The 21,049-nt window shown below is 70.7% G+C and carries 20 protein-coding genes; 17 read left to right on the top strand and 3 right to left on the bottom strand.

Going from position 1 to position 21,049, the window contains the following annotated elements:
* The 4 genes from GT755_RS37385 to efeB all read left to right on the top strand — a co-directional run.
* On the top strand, nt 1–217 hold a 217-nt coding region (locus GT755_RS37385), incomplete at its 5' end, for a hypothetical protein (protein WP_202610990.1).
* 58 nt (nt 218–275) lie between these two features.
* On the top strand, nt 276–1,100 hold the full coding sequence (efeU, locus tag GT755_RS37380) for an iron uptake transporter permease EfeU (RefSeq protein ID WP_161484277.1): 825 nt from the start codon (nt 276–278) through the stop codon (nt 1,098–1,100).
* An 11-nt stretch (nt 1,101–1,111) separates the two neighbouring features.
* A complete protein-coding gene (efeO, locus tag GT755_RS37375) occupies nt 1,112–2,245 on the top strand; it encodes an iron uptake system protein EfeO (RefSeq protein ID WP_161484276.1) in 1,134 nt (377 codons plus the stop codon).
* Nucleotides 2,246–3,460, top strand: coding sequence for an iron uptake transporter deferrochelatase/peroxidase subunit (gene efeB / locus GT755_RS37370; RefSeq protein ID WP_161484275.1), 1,215 nt, complete (start codon nt 2,246–2,248; stop codon nt 3,458–3,460).
* A 129-nt stretch (nt 3,461–3,589) separates the two neighbouring features.
* On the opposite strand, the gene GT755_RS41480 is transcribed toward efeB, so the two are convergent.
* The 3 genes from GT755_RS41480 to GT755_RS37355 form a co-directional block, all read right to left on the bottom strand.
* The gene (locus tag GT755_RS41480; protein WP_161484274.1) at nt 3,590–5,974 is read right to left on the bottom strand and encodes a discoidin domain-containing protein; all 2,385 of its coding nucleotides are present in this window, start codon (nt 5,972–5,974) and stop codon (nt 3,590–3,592) included.
* Nucleotides 5,975–6,085: 111 nt separating this feature from the next.
* Nucleotides 6,086–7,588: a glycoside hydrolase family 10 protein gene (locus GT755_RS37360; RefSeq protein WP_328794758.1), complete on the bottom strand. Its 1,503-nt coding sequence runs from the start codon at nt 7,586–7,588 to the stop codon at nt 6,086–6,088.
* Between the two features lie 160 nt (nt 7,589–7,748).
* A complete protein-coding gene (locus GT755_RS37355) occupies nt 7,749–9,866 on the bottom strand; it encodes an elongation factor G-like protein EF-G2 (RefSeq protein WP_161484272.1) in 2,118 nt (705 codons plus the stop codon).
* A 192-nt stretch (nt 9,867–10,058) separates the two neighbouring features.
* Here GT755_RS37355 and pgsA point away from each other — a divergent pair, with 192 nt between their 5' ends.
* From pgsA to yajC, 13 genes are all read left to right on the top strand, one after another.
* Complete coding sequence (gene pgsA / locus GT755_RS37350) at nt 10,059–10,664, top strand: phosphatidylinositol phosphate synthase (protein ID WP_161484271.1); 606 nt, start codon at nt 10,059–10,061, stop codon at nt 10,662–10,664.
* A complete protein-coding gene (locus tag GT755_RS37345) occupies nt 10,651–11,565 on the top strand; it encodes a phosphatidylinositol mannoside acyltransferase (protein ID WP_161484270.1) in 915 nt (304 codons plus the stop codon). The genes pgsA and GT755_RS37345 overlap by 14 nt, the downstream gene beginning before the upstream one ends.
* Nucleotides 11,562–12,686, top strand: a complete 1,125-nt coding sequence (locus GT755_RS37340) for a glycosyltransferase family 4 protein (RefSeq protein WP_161484269.1) — start codon at nt 11,562–11,564, stop codon at nt 12,684–12,686. Before GT755_RS37345 ends, GT755_RS37340 begins: the two co-directional genes overlap by 4 nt.
* Nucleotides 12,686–13,213: a hypothetical protein gene (locus GT755_RS37335; protein ID WP_161484268.1), complete on the top strand. Its 528-nt coding sequence runs from the start codon at nt 12,686–12,688 to the stop codon at nt 13,211–13,213. Before GT755_RS37340 ends, GT755_RS37335 begins: the two co-directional genes overlap by 1 nt.
* Nucleotides 13,214–13,295: 82 nt before the next feature.
* Nucleotides 13,296–14,306 carry a DUF3048 domain-containing protein gene (locus tag GT755_RS37330; RefSeq protein WP_328794757.1) on the top strand — a complete coding sequence of 337 codons (1,011 nt, stop codon included), beginning with the start codon at nt 13,296–13,298 and terminating at the stop codon, nt 14,304–14,306.
* A gap of 111 nt (nt 14,307–14,417) precedes the next feature.
* Nucleotides 14,418–15,320, top strand: a complete 903-nt coding sequence (pdxS, locus tag GT755_RS37325) for a pyridoxal 5'-phosphate synthase lyase subunit PdxS (protein ID WP_030456898.1) — start codon at nt 14,418–14,420, stop codon at nt 15,318–15,320.
* The gene (gene pdxT / locus GT755_RS37320) at nt 15,314–15,898 is read left to right on the top strand and encodes a pyridoxal 5'-phosphate synthase glutaminase subunit PdxT (protein WP_030456899.1); all 585 of its coding nucleotides are present in this window, start codon (nt 15,314–15,316) and stop codon (nt 15,896–15,898) included. The genes pdxS and pdxT overlap by 7 nt, the downstream gene beginning before the upstream one ends.
* A gap of 3 nt (nt 15,899–15,901) precedes the next feature.
* Nucleotides 15,902–16,681 (top strand): YebC/PmpR family DNA-binding transcriptional regulator, encoded by a 780-nt coding sequence (locus tag GT755_RS37315; RefSeq protein ID WP_030456900.1) that lies wholly within the window; start codon nt 15,902–15,904, stop codon nt 16,679–16,681.
* Nucleotides 16,682–16,730: 49 nt separating this feature from the next.
* Entirely contained in the window at nt 16,731–17,879 is a 1,149-nt protein-coding gene (locus GT755_RS41475; protein ID WP_161484267.1) for a GNAT family N-acetyltransferase, read from the top strand.
* 44 nt (nt 17,880–17,923) lie between these two features.
* Nucleotides 17,924–18,454, top strand: coding sequence for a crossover junction endodeoxyribonuclease RuvC (ruvC, locus tag GT755_RS37305; protein ID WP_161484266.1), 531 nt, complete (start codon nt 17,924–17,926; stop codon nt 18,452–18,454).
* A 166-nt stretch (nt 18,455–18,620) separates the two neighbouring features.
* Nucleotides 18,621–19,241: a Holliday junction branch migration protein RuvA gene (ruvA, locus tag GT755_RS37300; RefSeq protein WP_161484265.1), complete on the top strand. Its 621-nt coding sequence runs from the start codon at nt 18,621–18,623 to the stop codon at nt 19,239–19,241.
* Nucleotides 19,238–20,428, top strand: coding sequence for a Holliday junction branch migration DNA helicase RuvB (ruvB, locus tag GT755_RS37295; protein WP_161484264.1), 1,191 nt, complete (start codon nt 19,238–19,240; stop codon nt 20,426–20,428). The genes ruvA and ruvB overlap by 4 nt, the downstream gene beginning before the upstream one ends.
* Nucleotides 20,429–20,670: 242 nt before the next feature.
* Nucleotides 20,671–21,033 (top strand): preprotein translocase subunit YajC, encoded by a 363-nt coding sequence (gene yajC, locus GT755_RS37290; RefSeq protein ID WP_161484263.1) that lies wholly within the window; start codon nt 20,671–20,673, stop codon nt 21,031–21,033.
* Nucleotides 21,034–21,049 lie beyond the last annotated feature (16 nt).

The raw sequence follows: 21,049 nt of genomic DNA, 5'->3' as shown, positions 1-21,049 counted from the left end.
GGGCCGCCCCGGGCTGGGGCGGACGCCGAGCGTGCTGCACGCGGCGGCGGGCGCGGTGCCCCGGCGGGTCGCGGCGCTGCTGGCCCCGGCGCGGCGGACGTACACGCTGCCCGCTCTGCTGCCGATCCTGGTGGCGGCGGGGACGGTCGTGTGGACCGGTGAGGCCGTCGAGGACCTGCGGGAACTCCTGGAACAGGCGGCCGGCTGGCTTGGTTAGGTGAGCCTATGTTAACTTCTACCGCGTGTAGCTGGAGCTGCCACGGCGGGAGTGACATTTGTTCGCGAGTTATCTGATCGGCCTGCGCGAAGGGCTGGAGGCGACCCTCGTCGTTTCGGTCCTGGTCGCCTTCCTGGTCAAGAGCGACCGCACCGACCGGCTGCCGCACGTCTGGGCCGGCGTGTTCGCCGCCGTGGCCCTCTCGGTCGGCTTCGGCGCGGTGCTGACGTTCACCGCCGCCCATCTCGGCCACACCGGCCAGGAGCTGTTCGACGCGATCACCTCGCTGCTCGCGGTCGTCTTCGTCACCTGGATGATCTTCTGGATGCGGCGGGCCGCCCGCATGCTCTCGGGTGAGCTGCGCGGCAAGTTGTCCGAGGCGCTGGAGCTGGGCTCGCTGGCGGTCGTCGTCATGGCGTTCCTGGCCGTGGCGCGCGAGGGGCTGGAGACGGCGCTGCTGTTCTTCGCCTCCGTGCAGGGCGCGACCACCTCGGCGCAGCCGCTGGTCGGCATCACGCTGGGCCTGCTGACCTCGGTCGTCCTCGGCTACGCCCTCTACAGGTCGGCCGTGCGGATCAACCTCACGACGTTCTTCACCTGGACCGGCCTGCTGCTGATCCTGGTCGCCGCGGGGATCTTCAAGTACGGCGTGCACGACCTGCAGGAGGCGAACATCCTGCCCGGCCTGACCTCCTACGCCTTCGACGTCACGGCCGCGCTGCCGCCCGACTCCTGGTACGGCGCGCTGCTCGCCGGGATGCTCAACCTCACGCCGCAGCCCAGCGTCCTGGAGACCCTCGCGTGGTTGCTCTACCTGGCGCCCACCCTCTACTTCTTCCTCCGGCCGTCCCGGCCGCAGCTCGCCCCCGCCCGCGTGGCCTGAACAGGAGCACCATGTCCGTCATCACCCGTCTCGCCGCAGCCGCGCTCGCCCTGGCCGCCCTGACGGCCTGCTCCGCCGAGGACCCGGGAGCCGCCCCCGCGGCCGGCGCGGCGCCGGGCAAGGTCACGGTCACCGCCAGCGACACCGCCTGCGAGGTCGGCGTCACGGAACTCGCGGCGGGCACCAGCACGTTCGCCATCACCAACGGCGGCAGCAAGGTCACCGAGTTCTACGTCTATGCCCCCGGCGACCGCGTCATGGCCGAGGTGGAGAACATCGTGCCCGGCCTGACCCGCGAGCTGATCGCCGAGCTGCCCGCCGGCACCTACGAGACCGCCTGCAAGCCCGGCATGGTCGGCAAGGGCATCCGCAACGCGCTGACCGTCACCGGCGAGCACAAGCCGCTGACCGCCGACGCCGCGCTGGCCGAGGCGACCGCGAGCTACAAGCGCTACGTGAAGACCCAGAGCGACACCCTGCTGGTCAAGACGCAGGAGTTCGTCGACGCCGTCAAGGCGGGGAAGATCGACGAGGCCAAGGAGCTGTTCCCGGTCTCCCGCACCTACTGGGAGCGCATCGAGCCGGTCGCCGAGATCTTCGGCGACCTCGACCCGGCCATCGACGCCCGCGAGGCCGACCTGGCCGAGGGCGAGGAGTGGACCGGCTTCCACAAGATCGAGAAAGACCTCTGGATCACCAAGGACATCAGCCAGGACGGCCCGATCGCCGACAAGCTGATCGCCGACGTGAAGACCATCGTCGGCAAGGCCAACGCGGCCGAGCTCACCCCGCTCAACCTGGCCAACGGCGCCAAGGAGCTCCTCGACGAGGTCGCCACCGGCAAGATCACCGGCGAGGAGGACATCTGGTCCCACACCGACCTGTGGGACTTCGCCGCCAACCTGGCCGGGTCCAAGGCCGCCGTCCAGTCGCTGCGCCCGGTGCTGGAGGAGCGCGACGCCGCCCTGGTCGCGACGCTCGACGAGAAGTTCGCCGCCGCCGAGGCCGAGCTCGGCACCCACCAGAAGGGCGACGGCTGGCGGCTGCACAACGAGTTGTCCAAGGACGAGCTGAAGCGGCTCTCCGACGTCATCAACGCGCTGGCCGAGCCGATCAGCAAGATCGCACCCCTGGTGGCCCACTAGATGATCAGTCGTCGGCAGGTCTTCGGACTGGGCGCGGCCGGGGCCGTGGCGGCGGGCGCGGGGGCCCTGGCCGCCCGCACGCTGCCCGCCGAGCCCGCGGCCCAGGCCCACGTCGAGGAGGTCTTCCCCTTCTACGGCGAGCACCAGTCGGGCATCGTCACCCCCGCCCAGGACCGGCTCCACTTCGTCGCCTTCGACGTCACCACGACCGACCGGGCCGAACTGGCCGAACTGCTGCAGGAGTGGACGGCCGCCGCCGCCCGCCTCACCCAGGGCAAGGAGGCGGGCGCCTTCGGCGCGACCGGCGGCTCCCGCGAGGCCGCGCCCGACGACACGGGCGAGGCGCTCGGCCTGCCGCCCTCGGGCCTGACCCTGACGGTCGGCTTCGGCCCCTCGTTGTTCGACGACCGCTTCGGCCTGGCCGCCAAACGCCCGGCCGCGCTGGCCGACCTGCCCAAGTTCCCCGGAGAGACGCTGGTCCCGGAGATCTCGGGTGGTGACATCTGCGTCCAGGCCTGCGCCCACGACCCGCAGGTCGCCGTGCACGCCATCCGCAACCTGGCCCGGATCGGCTTCGGCCGGGTCTCGGTGCGGTACTCGCAACTCGGCTTCGGCCGTACCTCCTCGACCTCCCGGGCCCAGGCCACGCCCCGCAACCTGATGGGCTTCAAAGACGGCACCAACAACCTCAAGCTGGAGGACGCCGACCTGCTGCGCGAGCAGCTCTGGGCCGCCCCCGGCGACGGCGCCGCCTGGATGGCCGGGGGCACCTACCTCGTCACCCGGAAGATCCGGATGACCGTCGAGACCTGGGACCGCACCTCGCTGCGCGAGCAGGAGGAGATCTTCGGCCGCGACAAGCACGAGGGCGCCCCGGCCGGCAGGCAGAAGGAGTTCGACCCCGTCGACCTGTCGGCGATGCGCCCCGACGCGCACGTCCGGCTGGCCCACCCTTCGGCCCACGGGAACGCCCACCTGCTGCGGCGCGGCTACAACTACGTCGACGGCTCCGACGGACTGGGCCGCCTGGACGCCGGGTTGTTCTTCATCGCCTACCAGCGCGACCCGCGCACCCAGTTCGTGCCGATCCAGGCGAGCCTGGCCAAGTCCGACCCGCTGAACGAGTACATCCGGCACGTGTCGAGCGGCCTGTTCGCCTGCCCGCCCGGGGTCGTGGACGCGGGCGACTACTGGGGCCGGACCCTGTTCGCCTGACCTGAAAGCATCATTGACCTGGGCATATGCCAGACCTGTCCAAGGCCCGCTCGCCGGTGATGGGCGCCCGCTGCCGATCCGCCTCACGGGCAGGGCCGTGCCGGGTGGCATCGGCACGGCCCCGCCACGTCACGAGGAGTAGACCTCCAGCTCCGAGAGCTGGCCCGCCGGCCAGCCGGTGTTCGCGGTGAACCGCAGCCGGACGTACCGCTGCGTCGACGCGGGGAAGGTGACCGTCACGGTGTTGCCTGTGGCGGGGTTGAAGGTCCGGCCCGCCGCCGCCGAGAGCGTCGAGAACGCCGACCCGTTGGTGCTGCCCTGGACCTCGATCATCTGGGTCCTGGTCTGCCACGCCGACGCCGGCGGCAGCTTCAGCACCACGCGCGACACCGACGTCGCCGCCCCCAGATCGACCTGGACCCACTGCGGGAAGGCGTTGTTCGGCGACTCCCAGTAGGAGCCCGTGTTGCCGTCGACGACGTTGCCCGACCCGTAGTTCTGCACGTGGCCGCTCTCGGAGGTCGGCTTCCCGGCCGCCAGGTTCACGTTCGCGGCCGGGTCGGTCGTGACCGTCACCGCGTTCGAGGGCTGCGAGAAGGAGTTCTGCCCGTCGCGGGCCTTCACCGTGAACGTGTAGGAGGTGTTCGGGGTCAGGCCGGTGACCGTGTGGGTCAGCCCGGTCGGCGACGCGACCGGCTCGCCGTTCTGGAGCACCTGGTATCCGGCGACCCCCACGTTGTCGGTCGAGGCCGTCCACGACAACGAGACGCTGGTGGCGGTCTTGCCGGTGACGGTCAGGTTGCCCGGGGGAGTGGGGGGCGTGTTCTCGACCACGTCGGTCGCGTAGACCTCCAGCTCGGAGAGCTGCGCGGCGGGCCAGCCGGTGTTGGCGCTGATCGTCACCCGCACGTAGCGGGCGACCAGCGCGGGGATCGTGATCGTCGCCTGGTTGCCGGTCGCCGCGTTGAAGGTGACGCCGATCGGCCCGGTGACCGTCGTCCACGTGCTGCCGTTGGAGCTGACCGCGAGGGTGAGCGTCTGGACCCGCGACCCCCACGCCGCGTTCGGCGGCAGCTTGAGCACGGCCCGGCCCAGGGTCGAGGCGGCTCCGAGGTCGACCTGGAACCACTGCGGCAGGGCGCCGGAGCTCTCCCAGTAGGTCGAGGCGTTCCCGTCGACCGCATTGGCGGGCACGAAGCCGCCGTTGGTGCTGCTCGCACCGGCCTGCTTGTTCAGCGCCAGGTTGGTGTCGCCGCCGGGCGGCGGGCCGTCGGTCGTCGGCTGGGTCGGCCGGGTGGCCGTCAGCGCGATCTGGCCCTTCAGCATGCGGCCGCCGTCGCCGGTGAGGCGCAGGTAGTAGTCGGCCGAACAGAAGGTGCCGTCCTCGTCGAGCGCGAGGATGCCCGACCCGGCCGGGATCCAGGCCTGCGTCTCGGCGGTCTTGGCGATCTGGTTGCCCTCGTTGAACTCGTCGAACATCGAGATGTAGATGCCGTGCGACCCGGCGCGGATGGTGTTGTAGAACATGCGCCACATGAAGTCGCCGTGGGCGCGGGCGCGTGACTGGAGGTCGCCGGGCATGACGCAGGGCTGGTAGTCGATGCCGTTGGCGTTGCAGTCCGCCACGTCGGGGACGATGCAGTTGTCGTAGAAGTGCTGGAGCCCGGCGACCGAGTTGGTCCGGCCGACCATCCACGGCGAGATCATGTTGAAGGCGCGGTAGACCTCGCCGAAGCCGGTGCGGGAGTCGTTGATGCCCTGCCGCCAGTAGGTGGGCACGCCGCCGATGACGTAGCAGCCCTGCGCCTTGAACCAGTTGATCACTTCCAGGCAGGGGGCCGGGGGGAAGGGGCGGCCGGGGTCGTTGAAGCCGAAGCCCCAGATGCAGACGACGGGCTTGCCGTTCTGCCGGGCATAGGCGCTCGACGAGGTGTACGCCGACATCTTGGTCGTCCAGTCGGTCTTGATCTCCGACTGGAAGTTGGTCCAGTTGGTGACGTCGTACATGATGTAGAACTTGCGGCCGTAGGCCTCGGCGGCCTGCCGCACCTTGACGGTGATCCCGTCGCGGATGGGACCCTCCGCGCCGAAGGGGTTGAAGCGCTGCAGGGCGGCGGTGTCGCAGTTGTAGTCGCGCATCCACTTGAAGTGGGTGTCGATCGTCTGCTGGTCCCAGGAGGAGAACAGGTTGGCCGTCTGGCCGTTGTTCAGGTTCTGGTACAGCGTCGGGTAGGTGCGCGTGTAGTCGCGGTTGTCGGGCCACGACACGATCGTGTTGTTCGACGGCGAGGGCGGGACGGTGTTGTCCTGGCCGCTCCAGTGCCACCAGCGGTCGATGGGGGAGCCGTCGCCGCGGCAGGCGAACCAGCCCTGGTAGCCGACGGTGATCTTGCCTACCACGTCACCGGGTGGGCTGGCCGCGTACGCCGGGCCGCTGGTCAGATGGGTCGAGGTCGCCGCGATGGCGGACGCCGAGATGGCCGAGGCGAGGAAACTACGGCGCGAGACAGCCACGTCCGATGATCCTTTCTGGCAAGGACCGGGCGGACGCTACCCGGTGAGGGGGGTGCCCTCATCCTGACAGGAACGGATCATCGGACGCAATAACTGAGCAAAAAGTTGCAACTATCCCACGCGTGCGGAGACGGGTCGGCTCTCGTTGTAGAGGCGGTCGAGCGAGGTCACCTGGTAGGCGCCGTTGGCCCGGGTCCGGAAGGACGACCGCGTCGTCACCGCGACCAGCTCGCAGGAGTTGCCCGAGCCCCGGTAGACCGCGTAGGCGCGGGCCCCGGGCACGCCCGTCCAGGTCAGCGTGCCGCCCGCGTTGCGCAGGTTCTTCACCGGGCCGAGCGGCCTGGTGGGCAGGCCCTTGATCAGCGGGAGCAGCGCCGGGCGCTTGTAGTAGTCCTCGTCGATCCGGGTCATCACCTTCAGCGGGTTCTGCACGACCTGCTTGGCGCTGAAGTAGACGTCGCCCTTGACCTCGGGATAGCGCTTGTTGACCGCCAGGTGCGACGGGATCTCGTTGGGCCGGTTCCAGGCCCCGCCGGTGCCGATCTGGTAGAGCGCCTGGCCGATGTAGAGGTCGACGCCGCTGCCCTTGACCGCGTTGGCCCACCAGGGCACCAGCACGTCGTAATCGGCCGCCGCGAAGCCCCGGTTCCAGTAGAGCTGCGGGGTCAGGTAGTCGACCGTGCCGGCCTTGATCCAGGCCTTGGGGTCGGCGTAGATCGCGTCGTAGGCCGACATGCCGTTGGTCTTCGACCCGGCCGGGTCGTTGCTCTTGTTCCGCCAGATCCCGAACGGGCTGATGCCGAACTTCAGGTAGGGCTTGGCCCGGTGGACGGCCTTGTCGACCTGCGCCACGAGCTGGTTGACGTTCGCCCGCCGCCAGTTGGCCAGCGATCTGCCCTCGCCGTACTTGTTGTAGGCCGCGGTGTCGTTGAACTTCGTGCCCTGGCCCGGATAGGGGTAGAAGTAGTCGTCGAAGTGGACGCCGTCGATGTCGTAGCGGTTGACCACATCCATGATCACCTTGGTGACGTGGTCGCGTACCGACGGAAGCCCCGGGTTGTAGTAGAGCCGCCCCTCGTGCTTGACCACCCAGCCGGGGTGCTGCCGGGCCGGATGGTTGGCCGGCAGAGCGGCGATGTTGTCGCTGTAGGCCGCCCGGTAGGGGTTGAACCAGGCGTGGAACTCCATGCCCCGCTTGTGGGCCTCGCTGATCAGGAACGGCAGCGGGTCCCAGCCCGGGTTCTTGCCCGCCTTGCCGCTCAGATACTGCGACCAGGGTTCGAGCGACGACTTGTAGATGGCGTCGGAAGCCGGTCTGACCTGCAGGAACACCGCGTTGATGCCGCGCGCGGCGGCGGTGTCGAGCATCCGGACGTATTCGGCCCGCTGCGTGGCGGGCGACAGGCCGGCCTTCGACGGCCAGTCGATGTTCTGCGTCGTGGCGATCCACATGCCGCGCATCTGGCGCTTGGCCGCCGGGCAGACGTCGGTCTTGGCCGCGGTCTCGTAGCTGGCACGCTCCAACCCATGGCCGGAGGCCTCCGGGACGAGCAGGTAGGCCCCCGCGGAAGCGGTCGCGGCCACGGCGACGCCGGCGATCAACTGTCGTTTCACTTGCCCTCCCCGAACGCGATGGCTGTCACAGTCTGGCATCGCCCTGGCAATGCTTCGCCCGTATAGCGAAATTCGTCATACGAGGCGGATGTGACTCCACACAACGCGCGAGGAAATGCCCCGGCGCCGTTCGGATGAAACGAACGACGCCGGGAACCCCCTAATCAGCGGGGGTGGCGACCTTTTCCGCGAGGTGCGACGGCAATGGTTCATAACGCAGGAAAGCGCGGGTGAACGTTCCGGTTCCATGTGACATCGACCGTAGATCTATTGCGTATCGGGTGATTTCCAGTTCCGGCACCTCGGCCCGGACCAGCGTCCGGCCGACCCCCACGGGCTCGGTGCCCAGCACCCGTCCGCGCCGCGACGACAGGTCGCTCATGACGTTGCCGACGTAGTCGTCGTCGACGAGCACCGACACCTCGTCGACCGGTTCGAGCAGCAGCGCCTTAACCTTCGCGGCCGCCTCGCGCAGGGCCAGCCCGCCCGCGATCTGGAACGCCATGTCGCTGGAGTCGACCGAGTGGGCCTTGCCGTCGTACAGGGTGACCCTGATGTCGACCATCGGGTAGCCGGCCACCACGCCGCGCTCCATCTGGCTCCGCACGCCCTTCTCGACCGACGGGATGAACTGGCGCGGCACCACCCCGCCGACGATCTTGTCGACGAACTCGAACCCGGAGCCCGAGGGCAGCGGCTCGATCTCCAGGTGGCAGATGGCGTACTGGCCGTGGCCGCCGGTCTGCTTGACGTTGCGGCCCATGCCCCGGGCCCGGCCGCCGAAGGTCTCGCGCAGCGGGACCCGCAGGTCGATCTTCTCCACCTCGACGCCGTGGCGCCGCGCCAGCCGGTCGAGCAGCACGTCGGCGTGGGCCTCGCCCATGCACCAGAGCACGAGCTGGCGGGTCTCGGCGTTGTTCTCCAGGCGCAGCGTCGGGTCTTCGGCAACCAGGCGGTTCAGCGCCTGGGAGAGCTTGTCCTCGTCGGCCTTGGACTTCGCCCTGATCGCGACGGGCAGCAGCGGCTCGGGCATCCGCCACGGCTCCATGAGCAGCGGGTTGTCCTTCTCCGACAGGGTGTCGCCGGTCTCGGCGTGGCCGAGCTTGGCCACCGCCACCACGTCGCCGGCCACGCACTTGCCCACCGGCCGCTGGGTCTTGCCGAGGGGCGAGGACAACGCGCCCACCCGCTCGTCGACGTCGTGCTCGTGCTCGGGCACGTGCCCGGAGACGTGGACGGTCATGTCGGGCCGCAGCGTGCCCGAGAAGACGCGCACCAGGCTGATGCGGCCCACGTAGGGGTCGCTGGTCGTCTTGACCACCTCGGCCACCAGCGGGCCCTCGGGGTCGCACCGGCAGACCTTGACGCTCTTGCCGTCTATGGTCGTGACCTCGGGCAGCCGGTGCTCGGGCGGGCACGGGAAGCCCTGGGTGATCACTTCGAGCAGCTCGGGCATGCCCACACCCGGCGCGGTCGCCAGCACCGGGTGGAAGGAGCCGCGCGCGACGGCCTTCTCCAGGTCGTCGATGAGGACCTTGGTGTCGATCTCCTCGCCCGCGAGGTAGCGGTCCATGAGCGACTCGTCCTCGCTCTCCTGGATGATCCCCTCGATGAGCGCCTCGCGGTACTGCTCGATCAGCGCGGCCTGGTCGGCGTCGGGCTCCCTTTCGGTACGGGCGCCGCCGGCGTAGTCGAACACACGCTGCGACAGCAGGCCCACCAGCGCCTCGCCGCCCAGCGGCAGGTAGAGCGGCGCGACGCCCTCGCCGAAGGCGTCCTGACAGGCGGTGAGCACCTCGTCGAAGTCGGCCCGCTGATGGTCGATCTTGGTGATGACGACCGCGCGCGGCATGCCCACGCTCGCGCACTCGTCCCAGATCTGGCGGGTCAGCCCGTCGATCCCGTCGGTGGCCGCGACCACGAACAGCGCGGCGTCGGCGGCCCGCAGCCCGGCCCGCAGGTCCCCCACGAAGTCGGCGTAGCCGGGCGTGTCGAGCAGGTTGATCTTTATGCCGTTGTAGGTCAGCGGTGCGAGCGCCAGGTTCACCGACCGCTGCTGGCGGACCTCGACCTCGTCGAAGTCGCTGACGGTGGTGCCGTCTTCGACCCTGCCCGTCCGCGGGATGGTGCCGGTCGCCGCGAGCAGCGCCTCCACCAGGGTCGTCTTCCCCGATCCGGAATGGCCGACGAGCACGACGTTGCGCACCATGTCCGGCTCATCGGCCGATGGTGCCCTGCCCGCGGCTCCCGATGTCCCTCCGTTGGCCTTCTCCGCCACTTTCGCCTCCTGGATTGGAGGGGAGGCCGCAGGCCGCGTAAACGACCGGCGGCCGCCCGGCCGCCTGCTGTGACGCGCCCCCGCACCCCGATCGGAAAGGCGCGTGTAACCCACCCTTAACCGTTGTGGCCCAGATCACAAGACCCCGACGGGGAATGTGGGGGCGGGCGCATGCCCTACGATCAGACCGCCATGCTGAACGTTCTGCGTCCCGCCATGACCAGGCTCATGAGCCCGCTGGGCCGGTTCCTCGCGCGCCATGGCGTCACCCCTAATATGATCACCGCCGCCGGAACACTCGGCACGGTGGCCTCGTCCCTGTGGTTCTACCCACACGGGCAGCTCGTCGCCGGCAGCCTCGTGATCACCTTCTTCGTGCTGGCCGACCTGCTCGACGGCATCCTGGCCCGGATGACCAGGGGCTCCACCTGGGGCGCCTTCCTCGACTCGACCCTCGACCGGGTCGCCGACGCGGGCGTCTTCTCCGGCCTGGTCATCTACCTGGTCCTCGACGGCCAGCACGTCCTGGCCCTGGGCGGCCTGCTCTGCCTGGTCGGCGGCGCGGTCGTCTCCTACGCCAAGGCGCGGGCCGAGGGTCTGGGCATGACCGCCAACGTCGGCATCGCCGAGCGCGGCGAACGACTGCTCGTCGTCCTCGTGGTGGCCTTCCTCGACGGATTGGGCGTGCCGTACGTTCTGGCTGTGGGTCTTTGGGGGCTGGCCGTCGCCAGCGTGATCACCGTGGGGCAGCGCATGCACGTCGTCTACAAGCAGGCGGTGGAGCATGACGCTCGCTGACCGGATCGTGGCGTCGGCCTACACGGTGGGGTGGGCCGTCGTCCGGTTCGTCCCGGAGAAGGTGGCCGCCTTCGTGTTCCGGCTGATCGCCGACGTCATGTGGCGGCGGCGGGGCAGGTCGGTCCAGCGCCTGGAGTCCAACCTGGCCAAGGTGACCGGCCGCGAGGGGGAGTCCCTCCGGGAGCTCTCCCGGGCGGGCCTGCGCTCCTACATGCGCTACTGGATGGAGATCTTCCGGCTCCCGGCCATGGACCCGAAGAAGATCCACGCTCAGACCCGCGCCGTCGGCGGCGACTACCTCATGGAGACCATCGCCGAGGGCCGGGGCGTCGTGATCGCGCTGCCTCACATGGGCAACTGGGACGCCGCCGGGGTATGGCTCGTGCAGTCCGGCCACCCGTTCACGACCGTCATGGAGCGGCTCAAGCCCGAGTCGCTGTTCGAGCGGTTCGTCGCCTTCCGCACCGCCATCGGGATGGAGGTGCTCCCGCTCACCAAGCAGGGCGGCGGCAGCGCCCAGGCGTTCGGCACCCTCGCCCAGCGCATGCGGGCGGGCAAGGTGGCCTGCCTCCCGGCCGACCGCGACCTCACCGAGAGCGGGATCGAGGTCGACTTCTTCGGCCGCCGCACCCGCATGGCCGCCGGGCCGGCGCTGCTGGCGCTCCAGACCGGGGCCGCGCTGGTGCCCGTGACCATCTGGTTCGACGGCGACGGGTGGGGTTTAGACGTTCATCCGGAAGTGCCCGTGCCGGCTGAGGGGACCCGGCAGGAGAAGGTCGTCGAGCTCACCCAGGGCATGGCCGACGCCTTCGAGAAGGGCATCGCGGAACACCCCGACGACTGGCACATGCTGCAGCGGTTGTGGCTCGAAGACCTGGAGCCGAGGGAGCCCCGGCCGTGAGGATCGGGATCGTCTGCCCCTACATGTGGGACGTCCCGGGCGGGGTGCAGGCCCACGTGCGCGATCTGGCCGAGGCGCTGATCGACGACGGGCACCGGGTCTCGGTCATGGCGCCGGCCAGTGACGACGCGCCGCTGCCGGCCTACGTGGTGTCGGCCGGCCGGGCCGTGCCGGTGCCCTACAACGGGTCGGTGGCCCGGCTGACCTTCGGGTTCCTGTCGGCCAACCGGGTCCGCAAGTGGATCCGCGAGGGCCGCTTCGACGTGCTCCACGTCCACGAGCCGGCCGTGCCGTCGGTCGGGCTGCTGGCCTGCTGGGTGGCGCGGGGCCCGATCGTGGCGACCTTCCACGCCTCCTACGAGCGCTCGCGGGCCGTCTCGGTGACCGCGCCCGTGCTCCACACCGCGCTGGAGAAGATCACCGGCCGGATCGCCGTCTCCGACGCGGCCCGCAAGACCCTGGTCGAGCACATGGGCGGCGACGCCGTGCTGATCCCCAACGGGGTCACGGTCGACCGCTACGCCGAGGCCGAGCCCCTTCCGGGCTGGGGCCCCGACGGCACCGTGCTGGGCTTCCTCGGGCGGATGGACGAACCCCGCAAGGGCCTGGCCGTGCTGCTGGAGGCGTTCGCCCGGCTGGCCCCCGAGCGGCCCGGCGTGCGCCTGCTGGTCGCGGGGCCCGGCGACGCCGACGACGTCTACGCCAAGCTGCCCAAGAACCTCCACGACCGGGTCGGCCTGCTCGGCATGGTCAGCGAGGCCGACAAGATCCGCGCGCTGCACTCCGTCGACGTCTTCGTCGCCCCCAACCTGGGCGGCGAGAGCTTCGGCATCGTGCTGACCGAGGCCATGTCGGCGGGTGCGACCATCCTGGCCAGCGACATCCCCGCCTTCCGCAGGGTGCTCGGCGACGGCCAGGCCGGGGCCCTGTTCGCCACCGGCGACGCCGCCGCGCTGGCCCGCGAGGCGGCCCGGCTGCTCGACGATCCGCAACGCCGGGCCAAATACTCCGACGAGGCCCGCCTCGCCGTCCGCAAGTACGACTGGTCGACCGTCGCCCGCGACGTCCTGCGGGTCTACGAGACCGTCACCGGCGTCCCCGTCGGCGTGGAGGACGAGTAGTGAACACCACGGTCATCCTGGTCGTCGGCGTGGTGATCGTGCTGACGGCCGTCTACATCTCGTGGCGGGCCGGGCGGCTCGACCGCCTGCACATCCGCCTGGAGACCGCCCACGCCGCCCTCGACGCCGCGCTCCTGCGGCGGGCCGCGGTCAGCCTGGAGCTGGCGGGCTCGCGGCTGCTCGACCCCGCCACGTCGCTGGTGCTGGCGGCGGCGGCGCACGAGGCGCGTACGGCCGGTCCCGACGAGCGCGAGCACGCCGAGAGCGACCTGTCGCGCACCCTCCGGGCGGTCGTCGACCAGGAGACCTTCGCCGAGAAGGTGCAGGCCCCCGAGCTGCTGGCCGAGCTCGACGCCGCGGTGGCCAAGGTGGTCTACTCGCGCCGGTTCTACAACAACGCCGTCGACGTCACCCGGGTCGCCCAGCGCCGCTTCCTGGCCCGGGTGCTGAGGCTGGCCGGGCACACGCCCTACCCCGAGTTCTTCGACATCGACGACGACCCTCCGAAGGCCATGGCGGGCGCCTGACCGACTTGACGGACTCTGACCGAATTACCAGCTAGCGCCGGTAAGCTAGCGCCGATTTTTCGGGACTCGGGAGGAGTTGTCCGTGCGGGCACATCGGATGGGCGTTCTCATGCTCGCGGCGGCGACACTGCTGACCACCGCGTGCTCGTCGGGGGGCGAGAGCGGCAACCCCGGCACGACGCCGCAGGCCGCCGATGTCACCGCGTCGGCCTCGCCGACCAAGCCCCCGGAGCACCCCTTCACCGGCATGCCGGTCGCCGCCCGCAAGCCGGTGCTCGCCGTCAAGATCGAGAACACCCACTCGGGCAAGCCGCAGATCGGCGTGAAGTCCGCCGACATCGTCTACGTGGAGCAGGTCGAGGGCGGCCTGACCCGGTTGATGGCGATCTTCTCCTCCAGGCTGCCCAAGGAGGTCGGCCCGGTCCGCTCGGCCCGCATCTCCGACCTGCACATCCTGCCGATGTTCGGCAAGCCCGCCCTGGCCTACTCGGGCGTGCAGACCAAGATGATCCCGTTCGTCCAGCAGGCCTCGCTGGTCGACGTCTCCGACAGCTCGGCCCCCGGCGCCTACTTCCGCTACCCGGGCCGGGTCGCCCCCTACAACCTGGTCGGCCGCCCCGCCCAGCTCCTCAAGGGCGCCAAGGCCAGCAGGGCGAAGGACATCGGCTTCACCTTCTCCGACGAGGCCCCGGAGGGGGGCAAGCCGACGCGGCGCTACACGGTGAAGTATCCGGCCGCGACCTTCACCTTCCAGTGGAACGCCGGCGCGAAGAAGTGGGCCGTCGTCCAGGACGGCGAGAAGGACATGGCCGCCGAGGGCGGCCAGATCGCCCCCGCGACCGTGGTCGTGCAGTACACCAAGACCGAGCGCTCGCAGTTCCACGACTTCACCGGCAGCTACACGCCATTGGTCCACTCGACCGGCAAGGGCACCGGCGTCGTGCTGCGCGACGGCCAGGCCTACAAGGTCCGCTGGCAGCGCCCGACGGAGGAGGACGGGACCACGTTCACGCTGGCCGACGGCACCCCGATGCCCTTCGCGCGCGGCCAGGTCTGGGTGGTGCTGGCGTCCAGAGTCCCGGTCGCGCCGTAGACAGACTGTCCGGTTCCGCCAGTCTTTCGGTACGAAATGGACTGTCGTTTTGGTTCGCTCGGGCGCCTAATATAGAACCAATTCACCAGTCCCCTCGAGTGAGGTAGCGCCGTGTCCAGCCCCGAAACGACCCCGTCCGTCGGCACCGCGCGTGTGAAGCGCGGCATGGCCGAGATGCTCAAGGGCGGCGTGATCATGGACGTCGTCACGCCCGACCAGGCCAAGATCGCCGAAGACGCCGGCGCGGTCGCCGTCATGGCGCTGGAGCGGGTGCCCGCCGACATCCGCGCGCAGGGCGGCGTGTCCCGCATGAGCGACCCCGACATGATCGACGGCATCATCTCCGCCGTCTCGATCCCGGTCATGGCCAAGGCCCGCATCGGCCACTTCGCCGAGGCCCAGGTCCTGCAGTCGCTCGGCGTCGACTACGTCGACGAGTCCGAGGTGCTCACCCCGGCCGACTACGCCAACCACATCGACAAGTGGCGCTTCACCGTGCCGTTCGTGTGCGGCGCCACCAACCTGGGCGAGGCCCTGCGCCGCATCACCGAGGGCGCGGCCATGATCCGCTCCAAGGGCGAGGCCGGCACCGGCGACGTCTCCAACGCCGTCACCCACATGCGCACCATCCGCGCCGAGCTCAAGCGCCTCTCCTCGCTGCCCGAAGACGAGCTCTACGTCGCGGCCAAGGAGCTGCAGGCCCCCTACGAGCTGGTCGCCGAGGTCGCCCGCGAGGGCAAGCTGCCGGTCGTGCTGTTCACCGCGGGCGGCATCGCCACCCCGGCCGACGCCGCCATGATGATGCAGCTCGGCGCCGAGGGCGTGTTCGTCGGCTCCGGCATCTTCAAGTCGGGCAACCCCGCCCAGCGGGCCGCCGCGATCGTCAAGGCCACCACCTTCTTCGACGACCCCGACGTGATCGCCAAGGTCTCGCGCGGCCTCGGCGAGGCCATGGTCGGCATCAACGTCGACGACATCCCGGTGCCCCACCGCCTGGCCGAGCGCGGCTGGTGAGCACTCCCACGGTCGGCGTGCTCGCGCTCCAAGGCGACGTCCGCGAGCACGCCCGTTCCCTGGTGGAGTCGGGCGCCGTGGCGGTGGCGGTCCGCCGTCCCGAGGAGCTCGACCAGGTCGACGCCCTGGTCATCCCGGGCGGCGAGTCGACCACGATGTGGAAGCTCGCGGTCGCCTTCGAGATGTTCGACCCCATCCAGCAGCGGGTGAAGGCGGGCATGCCCGCCTACGGCTCCTGCGCCGGAATGATCATGCTGGCCGACCGCATCGAGGGCGGCATCGAGGGCCAGCAGACCCTGGGCGGCCTCGACATGGTCGTGCGCCGCAACGCCTTCGGGCGCCAGGTCGACTCCTTCGAGTACGATCTGGACCTCCCGGGGATTCAGGGCTTCCGGGCGATCTTCATCCGGGCGCCCTGGGTCGAGTCCGTCGGAAACGATGTCGAAGTGCTGGCCCGCGCCGGGGATAGGATCGTCGCGGTCCGCCAAGGCCCGTTGCTCGCCACGTCGTTCCATCCGGAACTGACCGGCGACGCGCGGGTCCACTCGTATTTCGTTGAGATGGTAAGGGAGCTCTAGCCGATGTCCGGCCACTCCAAATGGGCGACGACGAAGCACAAGAAGGCCGCGCTCGACGCCAAGCGCGGGAAGCTGTTCGCCAAGCTCATCAAGAACATCGAAGTGGCGGCCAGGACCGGTGGCCCCGACCCTGATGGCAACCCGACCCTCTACGACGCCATCACCAAGGCCCGCAAGAGCTCGGTCCCGGTCGACAACATCGAGCGCGCCCGCAAGCGCGGCGGCGGTCTGGAGGCCGGCGGCGCCGACTGGCAGACGATCATGTACGAGGGCTACGGCCCGAGCGGCGTCGCCATGCTCATCGAGTGCCTCACCGACAACCGCAACCGCGCGGCCTCCGAGGTCCGGGTCGCGCTGACCCGCAACGGCGGCTCGCTGGCCGACCCCAACTCGGTGTCCTACATGTTCAACCGCAAGGGCGTCATCCTGGTGCCCAAGCTGGTGTCGGAGACCAAGGCCGGCCGCGTCGAGCTCACCGAAGACCAGGTCCTCGAGGTCGTCCTCGAGGCGGGCGCCGAAGAGGTCAACGATCTGGGCGAGTCGTTCGAGATCGTGACCGAGGCCAGCGACCTCGTGCCGGTCCGCAAGGCCCTCCAGGACGCCGGCATCGACTACGACTCGGCCGACAGCAGCTTCCTGCCGACGATCAACGTCCCGGTCGACGAAGACACCGCCCGCAAGGTCTTCAAGCTGATCGACGCGCTCGAAGACAGCGACGACGTGCAGAACGTCTACGCCAACGCCGACGTCTCCGACGAGATCCTGGCCAAGCTCGACGCCTGAAACCGGCGGGTTTGCGCGGTTCTGTAAGGCCTGCGTAGGTTGTCGTCCCGTGGACATCCGTGATCTCGGCGAAGACGATCTCGACGCGGTGCTCGACAACCGCAAGCGGGCCTTCGGGCCACTCTCGGCGTCCGACGCCGCGGTCTGGCGCCGCATGGTCACGCCGCTGCTGGCCCAGGGCCGCTGCCTGGGCGTCTTCGACGGCGCCCGCCTGGTCGCCACGGCCCGGCTCAACCCCTTCACGCAGTGGTGGCACGGCCGCCCGCAGCCCATGGGCGGCGTGGCCGGCGTCACCGTCGCGCCCGAGGACCGGGGGAGGGGCGTCGGCCGCCTGCTGATGACCGCCGTGCTCGACCGCTGCTCCGACCTCGGCTCGGCGGTCTCGGCGCTCTACCCGGCGACCACCCCCGTCTACCGGAGCGCGGGCTTCGAGCACGCCGGCAGCCGCCTGATCGCAACCCTGCCCACCGAGGCGCTGCGGACCATCGCCCCCGGCGGGCCGGTCGCGCTGCGCCGCATGGGCCCGGCCGACACCGACGAGCTGGTGGCGCTGATCGGCCGCGTCCACGCCGCCACCCGCGCCTCCGGCCCCCTCTCCTACAGCCCGGAGACCTGGCGGGTCTGGCTGGAGGACGACGACGACTTCTGCTACCTCGCCGACGACGGCTACGTGATCTACCGCTGGTCGGGCGGCGACATCGAGGTCGACAGCCTCGTCGCCGCCTCCGAGGCCACCACACGGGCCCTGTGGGCCCTCGTGGGCACCTCCTCGTCGGTCGCCAAGCGGGTGACCGCCACCGTCGCCCCCGACGACCCGGTCCTGTGGCTGCTGCGCGAACGCTCCAAGGACGTCGTGTCGTCCACCCGCTGGATGTTCCGCCTCGTCGACCCCGCCGACGCGATCGCCCGGCGCGGCTACTCCCCGGCGGTGACCGCCTCGGTCCCCTTCGAGCTCACCGACCCGGCCCGCCCCGCCAACGACGGCACCTGGCTCCTGGAGGTCGCCGACGGCGCGGGCGCCCTGTCGAAGGGCACGGGCACCGGCCCGGCCCTCACGATCAACGCCCTCTCGGCCCTGTACGCCGGCGTGCCCGCCGCCACTCTGCGCCTGTCGGGCGGGCTGACCGGCTCCACGGTGTTCGACGACACGTTGGACGCGGTGTTCGCGGCGAAGCCGTACCTGCTCGATTACTTCTAGTGTAAGATCGCCGAACACATGTTCGGAGCGGAAGGGGGCCGCAGGTGCGCGTGCTGGGTGTCGACCCCGGGCTCACCCGCTGCGGCGTCGGCGTCGTCGAGGGCCGCCCCGGATCGCCCGCCCGTCTGGTGGCCGTCGGCGTGATCCGCACCCCGGCCGACGACGAGATCGGCGCCCGCCTGGTGGCCGTCGAGCGCGGCCTCGAGAAGTGGCTCGACGAGACCACGCCCGACGCGGTGGCCGTCGAGCGGGTGTTCGCGCAGCACAACGTCCGGACCGTCATGGGCACCGCCCAGTCGGCCGCCGTGGCCATCCTGTGCGCGTCCCGCCGCGGGCTGCCCGTGGCGCTCCACACGCCCTCCGAGGTCAAGGCGGCGGTCACCGGCAGCGGCACCGCCGACAAGAAGCAGGTCGGCACCATGGTCACCCGCATCCTCCGCCTCGACGCCATGCCCAAGCCCGCCGACGCCGCCGACGCCCTGGCGCTGGCCATCTGCCACGTGTGGCGCGGGGGAGTGCAGAACCGCCTGGCGAGCGCCGTGGCGACGGCCCGATCCGGCCGGAGCCCGCGGTGAGACCGCGCCCGCCGGTGATCGCCTGCGACGGGGGTCGCGAGGCGCCCGAGGCGCCCGAGGTGGCCGGGGCGGTCGGCGTTCGTGGAGCGTGCCCCCCGTTCCGATCGTCCGTCCGTTCGGGCCGGGACGTCCCTCCGGTCCTCGTCCGCAATCCCGGGAGCGCCTGATGATCGCCTCGGTGTCCGGTCTGGTCACCGCCATCGCCCCCGACGCCGCCGTGGTCGAGGTCGGGGGGGTGGGCGTCCTCGTCCACTGCACGCCCGGCACGCTGGGCCTGCTGCGGGTGGGGGAGAACGGCCGCTTGTCGACCTCGCTGGTCGTCCGCGAGGAGTCGCTGACCCTCTACGGGTTCGCCTCCGACGACGAGCGGGTGGTGTTCGAGATGTTGCAGACCGCCAGCGGCATCGGGCCCCGGCTCGCGCTGGCGATGCTCGCCGTCCACTCGCCCAACGCGCTGCGCATCGCGGTCGCCTCCGGTGATCTCAAAGCCCTCCAGATGGTGCCGGGGATCGGCCAGAAGGGCGCGCAGCGCCTCGTGCTCGAGCTCAAGGGCAAGCTGGGCACCCCCGAAGAGGTCGTCAACGCCGCGATCAACGGGCCCGCCCGCGAGGCCCTGTGGCGTGAACAGGTGCATTCCGGTCTCGTCGGGCTCGGCTACTCCGCGCGCGACGCCGACGAGGCCCTCGCCGTCGTCACCCCTGAGGCCGAGGCCGAGCTGGCCGCCGGGCGCCAGCCCCAGATCGCGCCGCTGCTGAAGGCCGCCCTGCGGGCGCTGAGCGTGCGATGAAAGATTCACCGCCGGGCAGCCCGGCCGAGCCCTCGCGCGGCCGTGCCGACCTGTCGCCCGGCTCGCCGGGCGGATTCCGCGAAGGGTCGATCCACGGGTCCGGCGACGGGTCCTACGAGGTCGAGATCGCCGGCTCCTTCGAGCGGGAGCTGGTCTCCGCCGACGTCCAGGGCGACGAGCGGCTGATCGAGGCGGCGTTGCGGCCCAAGCGGCTGGCCGAGTTCATCGGGCAGCCCCGGGTCAGGGAGCAGCTCTCCCTCGTGCTCGAAGGGGCGCTGCGGCGCAACCGGCCGCCCGACCACGTGCTGATGAGCGGACCGCCCGGCCTCGGGAAGACCACCCTCGCCATGATCATCGCCGCCGAGCTGGGGGCCCCGCTGCGGGTGACCTCGGGGCCGGCGCTGGAGCGGGCCGGCGACCTGGCCGCGATCCTGTCGACGCTGACCGACGGCGAAGTGCTCTTCATCGATGAGATCCACCGCATGGCGCGGCCCGCCGAAGAGATGCTCTACCTGGCGATGGAGGACTTCCGGGTCGACATCGTCGTCGGCAAGGGGCCCGGCGCGACCGCGATCCCGCTGGAGGTCGCCCCGTTCACCCTCGTCGGGGCCACCACCCGCGCGGGCCTGCTGCCGGCCCCGCTGCGCGACCGCTTCGGCTTCACCGCCCACATGGAGTTCTACGACCAGGGCGAACTCGAGACCGTGCTCCACCGGTCGGCCCGCCTGCTCGGCGTCCACCTGCCGGAAGAGGGGGCCGCCGAGATCGCCGGCCGCTCCCGGGGCACCCCCCGCATCGCCAACCGGCTGCTGCGGCGGGTCCGCGACTTCGCCGAGGTGCGCGCCGACGGGCTGATCACCCGGGAGATCGCCGCGGCCGCGCTGAATCTTTACGAAGTCGACGCCGAGGGCCTCGACCGGCTCGACCGGGCGGTCCTGGGCGCGCTGCTGCGCAAGTTCGGCGGCGGGCCCGTCGGGTTGTCGACACTGGCCGTAGCCGTCGGCGAGGAGCCCGAGACCGTCGAGGTGGTGGCCGAGCCGTTCCTGGTCCGGCAGGGGCTGCTCGCCCGGACCCCGCGCGGGCGCGTCGCCACGGCCGCCGCCTGGGTTCATCTGGGGCTGGTCCCGCCGCCCGACGCGTTCGGGGCCGGCGTCGCCTTCGACGACCCCCCTGATAACCCACAGTGATGCCGGAAAGGACCTTGGGGATCACGGAATGGTTGCAATAGGCGTGAAAACGGAACTTTCCCGCGCGGCGGATCGTGGCCTCGTTGCCGGGGTTCTGACAGCTCGCCTACACTGCGTGGCTTGGCTGGGTGGCTAGGCTCGCTATGTAAGGTGACGTGCCGAGCGTGTGGCCCGGACCGGCGTCAAAACCTCGTGTGACCTCCGGCGAATGGCCGGTCATCTCTTCAACGAAGGAGAGCCCCGTGGAAGGGCTTGCGCAGCTACTCCCGATCGTCCTGCTCTTCGTGGTCTTCTACTTCCTGCTGATCCGCCCCCAGCGGAAGCGGCAGCAGGAGCAGGTCGCGATGCAGAACTCGCTCAGTGTGGGTTCCCGCGTGATGACCACGACGGGTCTGTTCGGCACCGTGGTGGGCTTCGCCGACGACGACGTCATCCTCGAGGTGGCGCCCGGCATCGAGACCCGCTGGGTCAAGGCGGCCATCGGCCGCGTCCTCACCGAGGAGCCCGGCGACGCCACCGACTCGACCGAGACCGACGAGAAATCCGACGGCGACAACGTCGCGGAAAGCCCGGAGACTGGAGACTCCAGCACCCGCAAGTCCTGAGTACCCTCATTGAAGA

The sequence above is a fragment of the Herbidospora solisilvae genome (genome assembly GCF_009901565.1).
Classification (GTDB): domain Bacteria; phylum Actinomycetota; class Actinomycetes; order Streptosporangiales; family Streptosporangiaceae; genus Herbidospora; species Herbidospora solisilvae.
The sequence above is the reverse complement of the archived record's forward strand: the minus strand, read 5'-3'. Positions and strand labels throughout refer to the sequence as shown.

Bases quoted from the DNA above. Each gene is read 5' to 3' on its own strand.
- efeO (WP_161484276.1), top strand. From the start codon at position 1,112: ATGTCCGTCATCACCCGTCTCGCCGCAGCCGCGCTCGCCCTGGCCGCC.
- efeB (WP_161484275.1), top strand. From the start codon at position 2,246: ATGATCAGTCGTCGGCAGGTCTTCGGACTGGGCGCGGCCGGGGCCGTG.
- pgsA (WP_161484271.1), top strand. From the start codon at position 10,059: ATGCTGAACGTTCTGCGTCCCGCCATGACCAGGCTCATGAGCCCGCTG.
- GT755_RS37345 (WP_161484270.1), top strand. From the start codon at position 10,651: ATGACGCTCGCTGACCGGATCGTGGCGTCGGCCTACACGGTGGGGTGG.
- GT755_RS37315 (WP_030456900.1), top strand. From the start codon at position 15,902: ATGTCCGGCCACTCCAAATGGGCGACGACGAAGCACAAGAAGGCCGCG.
- ruvA (WP_161484265.1), top strand. From the start codon at position 18,621: ATGATCGCCTCGGTGTCCGGTCTGGTCACCGCCATCGCCCCCGACGCC.
- ruvB (WP_161484264.1), top strand. From the start codon at position 19,238: ATGAAAGATTCACCGCCGGGCAGCCCGGCCGAGCCCTCGCGCGGCCGT.